A 13819-nucleotide genomic window follows, 5' to 3' on the forward strand; every position below is an offset into this window, starting at 1 on the left:
TAAGCACTATGCCTTACCGCTACTCCCGTGAAGGAAATACCGCTGCATGTCGTCACACTCCCTGCTTGCCAATACATCGTCCCTTACGCCGGGTTTTATGGTGGTGCATGCCAACCGCCTGGAAGACCTGCGCGGGCTAGCGGTGGAGTGGATGCGCCTTCACCCGCTAGGCCCGCTTGAGAACGAAACGATTCTGGTGCAGAGCAACGGCATCGGCCAGTGGCTGAAGCTGGCCCTGGCAGAAGACCCGGCGCAAGGTGGCGCGGGCATTGCGGCAGCGCTGAACGTTACGCTGCCCGCGCGCTTTTTATGGCAGGCCTATCGTACGGTGTTAACGCACATCACCGGCGACGCCCAGGCGGTGCCTGAGACCTCGCCGTTTGATAAGTCGCGCTTGGTATGGCGCCTGCTGCGCTTACTGCCTAGCCTGGCAGAGAAGCCTGCGTTTGCCCCGTTGGCCCGCTTTCTGGAAACTGACCGCGACCAGCGCAAGCACTATCAGTTGGCCGAGCGTCTGGCGGATCTGTTCGATCAATATCAGGTGTACCGCGCCGACTGGCTTGAGGCCTGGGCAAAAGGTGAGGATGTGCTGATTACCGCCAGCGGCCAGGCCCGGCCGCTGGAAGAGCACCAGCGCTGGCAACCGGAGCTGTGGCGCGCCCTGCGTGATGACGTTGCCGTCACTCAGGGCGAGGCCGGGCTGAACAGCAGCCGCGCCCAGGTGCATAGCCGCTTTTTAGAGGTGGCCGAACAGCTTGAAGGTCAGGCTTGCCCCTCAGGTTTGCCTCGGCGGCTGATTATTTTTGGCATCTCCTCACTGCCCCAGCAAACCCTTGAAGCCTTGGCAGCGCTTTCGCGCTGCTGCCAGATTGTGCTGTGCGTGCACAACCCCTGCCAGTTTTACTGGGCAGATATCATCGAACATAAAGATTTGCTACGCGCCAACCGCTACCGCCAGCAGCGTAAAGCGGGCATGCCCGAAGCGCTGGACGTCCTCGGTGATGGCGATGTGGACAGCGCCCTGCATCTGCATGCCCAGCCGCTCTTGGCGGCCTGGGGCAAACAGGGGCGCGACTACCTGCGCCTGCTGGATGAGCATGACGATGCAGGCAACTACCAAACCCTGTTTGAACAGCAGGCGCTGCGTATCGATATGTTCGAGCCCTTCAGCACGCCGGAATACTCCTGCCTGCTCAGCCAGCTGCAGGACGATATCCGTGAGCTGCGCCCGGTGGCCGAAACCCAAACCACCTGGCCCGCTGTTGATGTAAACCAAGACGACTCGATTGTGTTTCATATCGCCCACGGCCCCCAGCGTGAAGTGGAGATTCTGCACGACCAGTTGCTGGCCGCGTTCAGCGCCGACCCGGAACTACGCCCGCGGGATATCATCGTCATGGTGCCGGATATCGACCGCTACGCGCCGCATATTGAAGCGGTGTTTGGTCAGTACCGCTCAAACTACCGCACCGCTGGCCGCGATGACCCGCGCTATATTCCCTACACGCTTTCAGACCAGGCCAGCCGCCACCGCCTGCCGCTGATGATTGCCCTGGAAAAGTTGCTGCGCCTGCCGGAACTGCGCCTTTCGGTGAGCGATCTGCTCGATCTTCTGGACGTACCCGCCCTGCGTGCCCGCTTCGGCATTGAAGAGCGCGACTTGCCCACGCTTAACCGCTGGATTGAAGGTGCGGGTATCCGCTGGGGGTTGAATGCCCAGCAGCGCATGCAGCTTGATTTACCCCAAGGCTTGAGCCAGAACACCTGGGCGTTTGGCCTGCGCCGTTTGTTGTTGGGCTACACCGTAGGTGTGGCCGATGCGTGGCAGGGGATTGAGCCGTTCGACGACATCGGCGGTCTTGAGGCCTCGCTGGCCGGGCCGCTGGCCACGCTGCTTGAAAAGCTGGAAACCACCTGGGAGGTTTTCTGTAAGCCTACTACCGCGGCCAACTGGGTTATCCGGCTGCGCGAGCTGCTGGAAACCTTCTTTCTTACCGATGATGCCGAAGAAAGCGTGATGCTGACCAAGCTGGAAGGCGCGCTTCAACAGCTGTTCGATAGCACCGAAGAGGCCGAGCTTAATGAGAATCTGCCACTTTCCATGGTGCGCGAACACTGGCTCTCGCAGATTGATGAGCACAGTCTCTCCCAGCGCTTTTTAGCCGGGGCGGTCAACTTCGCCACGTTAATGCCCATGCGCGCGATTCCGTTCAAGCGGGTGTGCCTGCTGGGCATGAACGACGGCGAATATCCGCGCTCCCAGCCGCCGATGGATTTCGATCTGATGGGCAGCGACTACCGCCCCGGCGACCGCTCGCGGCGTGAAGATGACCGCTACCTGTTTCTGGAAGCGCTGCTTTCCGCTCGCCATCAGCTCTACATCAGTTGGGTGGGCCGTAGCCAGATCGACAACAACCCCATGCCGCCCTCGGTGCTGGTGGGGCAACTGCGCGACCACTTGGCCGCTGGTTGGCAAAGCCAGAACCAAGACAGAGAGCCGCTTCTGGATGCGCTTACCACCGAGCACCCGCTGCAGCCATTCAGCCACCGCTATTTTGCCGCTGGCGCCAGCTCGACGTCGCAGGCGCGGCTGTTCACCTATGCTCATGAGTGGCACGCGTTGCACGCCCCACAAGACAGTATCGTTGAAAAACAAAGCGCCCTGCCCGCCTTTGAGCAGGAAATTCCGCTTACCCTGGCCCAGCTAGGCAGCTTTTTACGCGAACCCGCCAAGGCGTTCTTCAATACCCGCCTGGGGGTTTATTTTGAGCAGGAGGCCCTGACCCAGCTGGACGTGGAGCCATTTGTGCTTAACGGCCTGCAGCACTGGCAGCTGCAGGACCAGCTGATTGCTGCCCAGCGCCGCGCGGTGGATAACGGCGAGCCTCGCGAAGAGGCCATGTTTGCCGCGCTCGAGCGTATCAAGGGCCAGGGCGTGCTGGCCGTGGGCGCCTTTGGCGAGCGCATGCGCGAAACGCTGGCCGAACCCATGCAGGCACTGTTCGATGATTACCAGGACATGCTTGCTGAATGGCCCTATCCGGAGGAAGCCCCTCAGGCGGTTGCGTTTAGCGCCCATGCGCTTTCGATTAACGACTGGATTAACGAACTTCGCACGGATGAGGACGGCAACCGCTGCCGCCTGCTGCTGCTCAGCAATAGCTTGGTTAGCCAGGGGCGCGGCCGTGGGCAGTACCGCTGGCAGCATCTACTGCGCCCTTGGGTGGCGCACCTGGCGGCCAATGCGGTCTCGCCCATGACGACGCAACTGCTTTCCAAGGCGGGTCATGTGCGCTTTGCACCGTTAGACGCGGATACGGCGCGGGATCATTTAACGACTATCTTGCAGTGCTGGCAGGATGGCATGGCAGCGCCCCTGCCGCTGGCACCCCAGGCAGCCTTTGCCTGGCTGGGCAAAGAGGGCAACCCGGAAAGCACGCCCGAGAGCGACGCCTTCAGCGCAGCGGCAAACGCTTATGAAGGTGGCCGTTTTCAGACCGGCGAAGTGGCACAAAGCGCCTACCTCGCCCGCCAATGGCCCAGCTTTGAGGCGCTATTTAACGCACGTACCGGTGAATCTACCGGCCAGGGTCACACCTTCGCCTCACTAACAGAAGTACTCTATGCGCCCCTTTATCGTGCGGTGAAAGAGTAGCATCGCTCGGTAAAGGAATAGCGGTCCGTCTAATCTCGCTGGTTAACCAGAAATATCCGCTTGGCCAGCGAGATCATTTCCGGATCGCCGGTGTTCTTTTCGGGCACATCGGAAAGCTTGATGACCGGCAGCCAGCCTTGGCCTTCAGGGCGCGCCTCGACCATCTTGATCACCATGTTCATGGGCTCCTCACCCACGTCGTTGGTGAAGTTGGTGCCGATGCCAAACGCCATGCCGATACGGTCTTTGCAGAAGGCATGAATGCGCTCGATCTTTTCCGGGGTGAGCGCATCGGAAAAGATGATCGCCTTGCTCATCGGGTCAATACCCAGGCGCTCATAATGAGCAATCGTCTGGGAGGCAAAATCGATAGGATCGCCGCTATCGTGGCGCACGCCGTCGAACAGCTTGGCAAACTTCTTATCGAAGCTGTCGAAAAAGGCCCGCGTGGTAAACGTATCGGTTAGCGCGATGCCCAGGTCGCCCCGGTACACATCTACCCAGTGCTCGAGGGCCAGGCTATTGGCCATCTTGAAACCAAAGCGCGCCCCGTGGAACATGAACCACTCGTGGGCGTGGGTGCCAATCGGCTTGACACCGTGGCGCATGGCCAGCAGCACATTGCTGGTGCCGGTAAACGATTCGCCGCCATGATGGTGAAGCGCACCCACCACACGGTCGTGAACGTCAAAGGAGAAGCGTCGCCGGGTACCGAATTCAGCGATTTTGAGTCCCATGCGACGGTAAAGCTCGATCTTCTCCTGAGCGCGCTGCTCGATCACCGCATCCGCTTCAGGCGTGACCGTAATCCCGCGCAGCCGATACCAAAGCTCGCTGATCAGCGCCATCAGCGGCACTTCCCAGAGAATGGTGCGATACCAGGGGCCTTCGATGACCACCGAAAGATCCGCCCCCTGCTGCTCGATAATCACTTCAGTGGGGTCGTAGCGAAAACCGGCAAGAAAATCGAGGTAAGTAGGATCAAGATAAGGGCATGTTATTTCAAGATAGCGCTTTTCATCATCACGCAGGTGAAGCTTCGCCATCTTATCGATTTCGCGGCGAAGCTCAGCACCGAACCCATCAGGAAACGCATGTTCGCCACGGTTAATAAAGGCGTAACGCGCATGGGCATACGGAAAGCGTTTAATCACGGCATTCTGCATCGTGATTTTGTAAAAGTCGTTATCCAGAAGCGAGGTCAGCATGGAGTCTCATCATCAACGTGAACAGAAGCCGCGGTAGCGTAAACCGGTTGCCCGCAAAGTGGCTAGCCGACAAGATTAGCAGGTGACGGCGCCGGCTCCCAGCCCACACCGCTCGTGAGTGCCTTTTGCTCCCTGCTTTTTGCTCCCTAAGGGGCATCGCGATATAGTGCCCCGAACCGCCCCTTTTCCCGCCGGGGCGTGCTGCTTTTTGTGTCTGCTTGCGCCTGCTCCTGGAGATCAGTGATGAGCCACCCCGCCCCACTCAACCCCTTGAGCTTGCCCCTGCACGGCAGCCGCCTGATTGAAGCCAGCGCCGGTACCGGTAAGACCTTCACCATCGCGCTTTTATACGTGCGCCTGGTATTGGGTGGGCGCAGCAAAGAGGACGACGACGCTTTTATCCGCCCGCTGACGCCGCCCGAAATTCTCGTGGTCACGTTTACCAACGCCGCAACCCAGGAACTACGCGAGCGGATTCGCAACCGGCTGGTGGAAGCCGCCGAGGTCTTTCGTAATGAAGCAAGCGCTACTCAGCCAGCCGGCGACAAGCTGCTGCTGGAGCTGCGCAGTGATTACCCACCCTCGGCCTGGCCCGCCTGTGCCCGGCGTTTGGCGCTGGCCGCCGAGTGGATGGACGAAGCCGCGGTGTCCACCATTCACAGCTGGTGCTATCGCATGCTGCGCGAGCACGCCTTTGATAGCGGCAGCCTGTTCTCGCTAAACCTGGAAAACGACCAGCGCGAGCTTGAGCAGGACGTAGTGCGCGACTACTGGCGCAGCTTTTACTACGCCCTTGAAAGCGATTCGCTTGAAAGCATTGTGGGTTACTGGCAATCCCCCGATGACCTGCACGCCAGCCTACAGCGCCTGCTGCCCGAGTGTGATGCCCTGGGCGAGCTGCGCCCGGAGCCGGAGCAAACGCTGACTACCTGCCAGGCCGCCCGTGCCGCCAAGCTTAATGAGTTAAAAGCTCCTTGGGCTGCCTGGCTGGATGAGCTGGTGCCCGCCCTGGAAGAAGCCGCCAAGCAGAAAGCCTTCAAAGGGCAAAGCTTCAACGCCAAAAGCCGCGCCAACTGGCTGGGGGCGCTGCGCGAATGGTGCACAGGCGACACTGACCGCCCCACGCTGACCGATGCCGCCTGGAAGCGCATGACGCCTGATGGCATGGCCGACATCTGGAAAGTGGGTACGCCGCCCTGTCCCTATGTATGGGAAGCCTTGGCCCAACTGCCCGGCGAGCTTAACGCGCTGCCCGAGCCACGTAATGACCTGCTGATTCACGCCGTGCAGTGGTGCCGCAAGCGCCTGGAGCGCGAGCAGGAGCGCCGTGCCGAGATGGGCCCCAACGACCTGCTCACCCACCTGGACCGCGCCCTGCAAGGCCCCAACTGTGATGCGCTGGCCGCCCAGATCCAGCGCCAGTTTCCGGTTGCCCTGATCGACGAGTTTCAGGACACCGACCCGATTCAGTACCGCATTTTTAACGCGGTGTATAAGGTGGCTGAACCCCGCCGCGACAGCGCGGTGATGCTGATTGGCGACCCCAAGCAGGCCATTTACGCTTTCCGCGGTGCGGATATTTTTACCTACCTGAAAGCCCGCCAGGACACCGCAGGCCGCCATGTCACACTAGGCACCAACTTCCGCTCCTGCAAAGCGATGGTTGAGGCGGTTAACCACTGCTTCCACTACGCCGACCAGCACGAAACGGGCGCGTTTTTATTCCGTGACGAGGGCGGCGATAACCCGCTGCCGTTTTTACCGGTGGGCGCAAAAGGCCGCGACGACCAGCTGGTACTGAATGGCGAGCCGCTGCCCGCCATGACGCTGTGGCAGCTGGAAGCGGACGAGCCGCTTTCCAAAACCGCCTACCAGCTTGAAATGGCCGAGCGCTGCGCCTCCCATATGACCATGCTGCTGGAAGCGGGCCGCAACCAAAAAGCAGGTTTTGAAACGGCGGGTGAGCTAACTCCATTAAAGCCTTCCGATATGGCGGTGCTGGTCAACGGCCTGCAGGAAGCCCGCGCTATTCGTCTGGCGCTAGCCAGCCGGGGTGTTAAAAGCGTTTATCTCTCGGATAACGACAAGGTGTTCAGCTCGCCGATTGCCCAGCAGCTGGAAACCTGCCTGCGGGCCTGCGCCGAGCCCCAGGCCAACTCGCGCCAGGCGGAGGCCAAGCTGCGCGCAGCACTGGCCACCTCGCTGCTCGGGCTTAGCTTGAACGAGTTAGATCACCTCAATCAAAGCGAGCTTGCCTGGGAAGCACGGGTGGAACAGTTCAGTCGCTACCACCGCCTGTGGCAGCGCCAAGGCGTGCTGCCGCTGGTGCGCAAGCTGATGGTGGATTTTAATATCCCCGCCCGGCTGCTTGAGTTTACCGACGGTGAGCGCTTGCTAACCGACTTGCTGCACCTGGGTGAATTGCTCCAGCAGGCAAGCCAGGAGCTGGACGGCGAGCACGCCCTGATTCGCTTTCTGGCGGAAGCGATTGCCGACCCGGAAAGCCACGGCGACAGCCACAAGCTGCGCCTGGAGAGCGATGCGGATCTGGTCAAGGTAGTCACCATTCATAAATCCAAGGGGCTTGAGTACCCGCTGGTATTTTTACCCTTTATTGCCAACCACCGCCCCACCAAACAGGGCGATGTGCCGCTGCGCTGGCACGATGGCGAAGGCAATCTACAGCTAAGCCTGAGCGCTGATGATGAAACGCTAGCCACCGCCGACCGCGAACGCCTGGGCGAAGATTTACGCAAGCTTTACGTGGCCCTGACCCGCGCCCGCCACGCCACCTGGCTTGGGCTTGCGCCGTTAAAAGAGGGCGAAGGCAGCGCCCTGGGCTATTTGCTTAATGGTGGCAAAACCATTGCGCCCAGTGAGTTCGGCAAAGCGCTTGGCACGCTGGTCGATAAAAGCGAAATAGCTTTTGGCCCTGCGCCGGAACCTACAGCCTTACGTTTTACACCCGCCCAACAGCACGAAGCCCTGGGGCAGGCCCGCACGCCCACACGTTCCGCCCGTGAGCAGTGGTGGATTGCCAGCTACTCGGCGCTGCGTACCACAGGCGGTATTTCAGGCGGGGACCTCAATACTCCCGCCTCGCCCACGCCGGAGCCCACCACACCCCAGGAAGCCACCACGTTTGAAATGCTGGATGAGCCGCAAGACCTGCTTAAAGGCTCCCCTCTAGTCGGTAGCGCCCCGAGTGTAACCACTCACTCCTCTTTTCACTCCTCTCTTCACTTCCCCCTGCAGGCCGACAGTGAGCAGCCAAGTGCAGCCACCAGCCACTTGCACCGCTTCCCGCGCGGCCCTGGCCCCGGCACCTTTCTGCACGGCCTATTGGAGTGGGCAGGCCAGCTGGGCTTTGCCAAGGCGCTTGAAGACGCCGCCACCCGTGAAGACACCCTGCGCCGCCGCCTGCAGCTGCGCGGCTGGCAGGCGTGGTATGAGCCGCTGGCAGGCTGGTTTGAGGATCTGCTCAGCACCGCGCTGCCGCTTCCCAGTCAGCAAGGAAGCGTAGCGCTTAACCAGCTAAGCGGCTATCAGGTAGAATTGGAGTTCTGGTTCGCCGCCCATCAGGTGGATACCCAGGCGCTGGATGCGCTGGTTAGCCAGCACTTACTCCCCGGCATGGCCAGGCCTGCGCTGGATGCCGACACGCTCAACGGTATGCTGAAAGGCTTTATTGATTTGGCGTTCGAGTTTGAGGGGCGCTTCTACGTGCTGGACTGGAAATCCAACTACCTGGGCGCGGACGACAGCGCCTACACCTTTGAGGCACTGAGTGCGGCACTGCTTGAAAAGCGCTACGACCTGCAGGCCGCGCTTTACCTGCTGGCGCTGCACCGGTTGTTAAAAGCCCGCTTGCCGGACTACGACCCGCGCAAGCACCTGGGCGGCTCCCTCACGGTATTCTTGCGCGGTAGCCGCACCGTGGCGCGCGGTGTACACCCGGAGCCCGCGCCGGTTGAGCTGATTGAAGCATTGGATGCGTTATTTGCAGGCACGGCCAGCAACATAGGCCTGAAGGAAACGGCATGAGAGATTTACTTACCCTGGACCTGTTCGGCGATAGCGAGCCGCCAGCGCCGGAAGCCGCCCCCTCAAAGCCGGCTAACCGCGTGGTGGAAATCCCGGCCCGCAAGCCACACCCCGCCCTTAGCGATAGAGACGCCCTACTGGCGCTTTTCGAGCGCTGGGTAGCCCGCGGCTGGCTGCGCGACCTGGACCGCGCACTGGTGGCCTTCTTCGCCCGTGAGGTGGGCCAGGTACCGCCACTGCTTCTGCTTGCCACCGCACTTGCCAGCCACCAGTTGGGCCGTGGCCACGTATGCCTGGATTTAAGCGCCACGCTAAGCGCGCCGGATTTCGCGCTTTCGCTACCGCCTGAAGGCGATGACCTGAGCGACCCGCCGCCGCTACCCAGTGAAGTGCTGGCCACGCTAACGCTTGCCGAGTGGCAGGCGGCGCTTGAGCACCCCGCGCTGATCTGCAGCGGCCACGGCAATACGCCGCTGGTACGCTCGGATGCCCCGCACACCACGCGGCTTTACCTGCGCCGCTACTGGCAGTACGAACAAACCCTGCACCAGGAAATTACTGCGCGATTAAGCGTTACTGGCGCTAGGACTGCCCAGAAGGCAACACCCAGCGTTGGTCGCTCATTACTGCTTAAAGACGCCCTAGATACGCTGTTTCCCGCCACCGACATGCTGGACTGGCAGAAGGTAGCCTGTGCGCTGGCGGCGCGCAGCCACTTTGCGATTATTACCGGCGGCCCCGGCACCGGCAAGACCACCACCGTGGTGCGTCTGCTTGCTTTGCTGCAAACCCTGCAGCTGGCCCAATCGCCCAAACAGGCACTGCGCATTCGCCTGGCCGCACCTACCGGCAAAGCCGCCGCCCGGCTGAATGAATCCATCGCCGGGCAGGTCAGCTTACTACCCACTGATAAGCTTGCTGCCTTGTGGGAGCCCAATTCATTGGGCGAAGATTCATGCACTGAACAACTAAGTGCCTCTATTCCCACGGAAGTCACCACCCTGCACAGGCTACTAGGCGCAAGGCCGGATACCCGCCACTTCCGCCACAACCCCAACAACCCGTTGGCGCTGGATGTACTGGTGATCGACGAAGCCTCCATGGTGGATATCGAGATGATGACCGCCGTGCTCAGCGCCCTGCCCGCCCACGCCAAGCTGGTGCTGCTGGGCGATAAGGATCAGCTGGCATCCGTGGAAGCTGGTGCCGTGCTGGGCGATTTATGCCGCCGCGCCGAGGCCGCCCACTACACTCCGGAAACCGCCCAGTGGCTTGCCGAGCTCACCAGCCAACCGCTGCCCGAAGCGCTAACCTGCCCCAACGGCCAGGCGCTCGACCAGGCAATTACCATGCTGCGGGTAAGCCATCGCTTTGACGCCGCCAGCGGTATTGGCCAACTGGCCGAGGCGATCAACCAGCCGTTAAGCGCCATACTCAACGAGCGCGATAAACAAAACGCCGTACACAGCGCGCTACGCCACGGCTACGCCGACCTGCATCATTTGGTGCTGGGTGGTGAAGATGACAGCGCCCTGGAGCGTTTGGTAGTTACCGGCTCCCCGGAGCGCTTCCCCAATGCGGGTAAAGGCCGACTCGATAAGAGAAGTAACGAAGAACTCGCCCCGCCCACGGGTTATCGGCACTACCTGACGACGTTGAACAAACAGCGCCCAGACGTAACGCTAACGTTTGAAGATAACCGCGCCACCTATAACAGCTGGGCCAGCGACGTGCTAAAAGCCTACGGCCACTTCCAACTGCTCTGCGCGCTGCGCAAAGGGCCGTGGGGTGTGGAGGGCTTGAACTTACGCATCGCCAAAGTACTACGCAGCCATAAGCTTTTGAGCGCAGGCGACATTGAACTAGAGAAAGGCTGGTATGAAGGCCGCCCAGTGCTGGTCACGCAAAACGACTACAGCCTGGGGCTAATGAACGGTGATATTGGCATTACGCTCGCCGTGCCCGACCCGCGCACGCCGGGCCGCTCACTGCATCGAGTCGCCTTTCCGACCAGCGATCCTGAGAACCCTATCCGCTGGGTACTGCCCTCGCGCCTGCACGCGGTAGAAACCGTCTTCGCGATGACGGTACACAAATCCCAGGGCTCGGAGTTTTTACACACCGCCCTACTGCTACCCCAAACGCCCAATCCGATTCTGACGCGTGAGCTGGTTTACACTGGCATCACCCGCGCCCGCGAATGGCTTACCTTGGTGGAAGCCAAACGCGGGATATTGAATGATGCGGTTGTTCGGGCGGTTATGCGGGTTAGTGGGACGGTGGCTAATTAAAATTTATATTACTGGTTCTAGCATTGTCAGTTATCAGCCAGAAGCAGACTTTCAATATAACGCCGCCAACACGCGTAGCTTTAGAGTGGAGGCGAAGCCGCAACAGAAAAGCTGTTGCCTATCCTTACCCAGTCGGGTTCAATGATAGGCGGTTTACACAGTTTTATTTACAGGCTCCTTTATTATACCTATATTAAATTACCTAAATGCTCTAGAAGGTTGGCACCCTTCTCAGTAACTTTTGACCAAGTATCTATGGATTTATTAAGTTCGGCGGCTTTGTTCGTTGCTGACTTCATATGCTCCCATGCAGACCGAAGCTTTTCAATCGGCTCAGTCCCGTGATTATCTTTAATAACGTCGGAATTTTCTATAATTTCACCTAAACCGTCGACGTAACATTTTTGAAGCGCCTTAGACCCGCGAATAGACAGATCATGTAAGCCACGCTTAAGTAACGCGATTTGGTCATTTATAAAGTCCACCAACTCATTCGAGAACTCACCTATCTCAAGGCTTGCTTCTAGTTCTGCTATTAGCTCTTGAATTTTTAATATTTCTTCTTCGTCAAATGTTGGCTCGTCGTCGGTAATAATGAACTCAGCGAACGAAAAACAGACTAGGAGTTCAGGCGTAATATATTTCCTGTAGTTTGCCCATGAGGCGTTCACATTCTCTAAAGCCGTAGCTCGGTATGCATTATTAATATGAGATTTATATTTGTTTTCGGGCACTCCTTCCTTTGCAAGGAGCCGCTCTGTTATTTTTACTTCATTTCTAAGAAGTTCAACTAGCCGAATAACTTCAAATGCGTCAAGTTCGTCTCCTTGACCATATGTTAAAACCTCACGCCATGCATCAATTGTTTTCTTCTGATCATTTTGACGTTGAGCATTTAAAAGTAGCCATCTAGCTCGTGAAGCTGAATTGTTCTTTTCATCTTTTTGCAATTGTATAACTCCTTAGGTATAACGCCCCAATAAGCGGTGAATAATTGTTGGCTAAAATTGTGAACGAAGTGAACGTAGCCAACTGTTAGGCGTCCGACTTGATTGGCTTGTTATGTTTCATTTTTATCCCCCAACACTATACTCTGCGGTGCCATTAGCACCTCTAGTTCAGAATCAGGCTCAGAGCGATAGATCGCATTTTTTTGTCCAGAGAGGTTCTAGCAACCATACCTTTCTGCATGTCACTATAAGTTTCTTTGGCAAATCTTTTGGCAACGTCAAGATTCGTTGTCTAAGACTGTCCAAACCGACCACTAATGAATTCAGCTTCGGACATACCTCGGAAGATTGACATGCCTTCAGTTAATACACCTAGGTCTGATTTTGGAACATCATCTGGGCGAAGAGTTACGACCGGCCCTTCCCATTCGGCCTGTCTCCCCTTATAAAGCCCAAAACGGCCACCGTCTTTGAACATCCTGATGTAATTAAAAATATCATAGGCGTGGTTACAAATGTCACTGCCACCAGATATACCGTATTGCTTGATATGCGAGTTAAAAGCTTCAGTATCACCACTACCTGCTTTAACCCCAAACTTAGATATCAATGAATCGATTAAGTCAACATCGTTATTGAAGCGCAATGACAAATCAGCATGGTATAGATCAGAATCTATACCCATTTCAATTAGATAAGCCCTAGATTCATCAATAAAACTCAATTCAGCCTCCTTGAAATATAACGCCCAAATAACGGGTAAGTGCAGCGGCTCCGCCGCGTAGTGGCACTTGTCTCCGCAAGGAGCGCAGCGACGAGTGCCTAGTTGATTTGCTTGTTATGCATCAACTTTCACTAAGTGAGGCTTCTTTTTAAGGTAGCGCCATGCCCATGGCTGAATGTTGAACGGAAAAACATCACCGTACTGCGACATACTCGATGCGATCCTAATAACTCTGTTTGTGATGAGTTCCTGGACAATGCCATCTGTATAGCGAGCCGAAACTGTTTTCGTATCGTTTTCAATATACTGATTCAGAAACACTTTCTCTTCTGGAGTTAGCTGGTGCAACTTTTCTCGATAGAACTTCATCTTTAGTAGATGGGAGATGCGACCTTTTGCCCATTTAAAACCAGGAATGAAAAGCTCAGCAGCTAATAGAGATACGCAAAGAAGCCAAACAACACCTAGCCAAGGTTGAGCCAGCTCCTTCGCCTTTTCTAAACCAAGCAGTATTGTCAGTTTATCGCCACCAAAAAGTAAAATGCTGGTAAGCACTAGCAAGATGAAAGCGTGCTTAGGGGATAGTTTGAGCCAGTCAAAAATCTTCTTTGCTTCCAACATAATCATCCTTTGATGCATAACAGTTATTATACACCCCTCTACATAACCTGAATGAACTCGGCGGCGCGTTCACTCAGATTATACAGCCCATCATTCACGAACTATTCTGTTGAAATTAAAATAAATTAAGTATAAATAGGCAGCATAGCATAGATTATCGTGCCAGCTGTATAACACACGGCTGAATCAGCATGCAGCTTTCGCTGGAAGGGCCGCTTTGGGTCGAAAGGCGTCATTTATCAATTGGCTCATAATACTCTATCCCGGTCACTATAGCCTCAACCGGCTGCTATAACTCCAAGCAACACCCTTAATCTTACTCAGCG

General features: G+C 57.4%; 7 protein-coding genes. 3 read left to right on the plus strand and 4 right to left on the minus strand.

Annotation, left to right across the window (positions count from 1 at the left end):
- Positions 1-46: 46 nt before the first annotated feature.
- On the plus strand, positions 47-3655 hold the full coding sequence (recC, locus tag ELY25_RS05450) for an exodeoxyribonuclease V subunit gamma (RefSeq protein ID WP_126950276.1): 3609 nt from the start codon (positions 47-49) through the stop codon (positions 3653-3655).
- Positions 3656-3684: 29 nt separating this feature from the next.
- Here the strand turns inward: recC and pncB are convergent, their stop codons facing one another.
- The gene (gene pncB, locus ELY25_RS05455; protein ID WP_126950277.1) at positions 3685-4863 is read right to left on the minus strand and encodes a nicotinate phosphoribosyltransferase; all 1179 of its coding nucleotides are present in this window, start codon (positions 4861-4863) and stop codon (positions 3685-3687) included.
- Between the two features lie 243 nt (positions 4864-5106).
- Between pncB and recB the strand changes: the two genes are divergently transcribed.
- Together recB and recD are read left to right on the plus strand one after the other, a co-directional pair.
- A complete protein-coding gene (gene recB, locus ELY25_RS05460) occupies positions 5107-8907 on the plus strand; it encodes an exodeoxyribonuclease V subunit beta (RefSeq protein ID WP_126950278.1) in 3801 nt (1266 codons plus the stop codon).
- Positions 8904-11198 carry an exodeoxyribonuclease V subunit alpha gene (recD, locus tag ELY25_RS05465; protein WP_126950279.1) on the plus strand — a complete coding sequence of 765 codons (2295 nt, stop codon included), beginning with the start codon at positions 8904-8906 and terminating at the stop codon, positions 11196-11198. The genes recB and recD overlap by 4 nt, the downstream gene beginning before the upstream one ends.
- 188 nt (positions 11199-11386) lie before the next feature.
- Here recD and ELY25_RS05470 read toward each other — a convergent pair whose 3' ends face one another.
- The 3 genes from ELY25_RS05470 to ELY25_RS05480 form a co-directional block, all read right to left on the minus strand.
- Positions 11387-12148, minus strand: coding sequence for a hypothetical protein (locus ELY25_RS05470; protein ID WP_126950280.1), 762 nt, complete (start codon positions 12146-12148; stop codon positions 11387-11389).
- 292 nt (positions 12149-12440) lie between these two features.
- Positions 12441-12872 (minus strand): hypothetical protein, encoded by a 432-nt coding sequence (locus ELY25_RS05475; protein WP_126950281.1) that lies wholly within the window; start codon positions 12870-12872, stop codon positions 12441-12443.
- A 114-nt stretch (positions 12873-12986) separates the two neighbouring features.
- Positions 12987-13493 (minus strand): super-infection exclusion protein B, encoded by a 507-nt coding sequence (locus tag ELY25_RS05480; RefSeq protein ID WP_126950282.1) that lies wholly within the window; start codon positions 13491-13493, stop codon positions 12987-12989.
- Between the last annotated feature and the right edge of the window lie 326 nt (positions 13494-13819).

It is taken from the genome of Vreelandella populi (genome assembly GCF_003989825.1).
Taxonomy (GTDB): Bacteria; Pseudomonadota; Gammaproteobacteria; order Pseudomonadales; family Halomonadaceae; genus Vreelandella; species Vreelandella populi.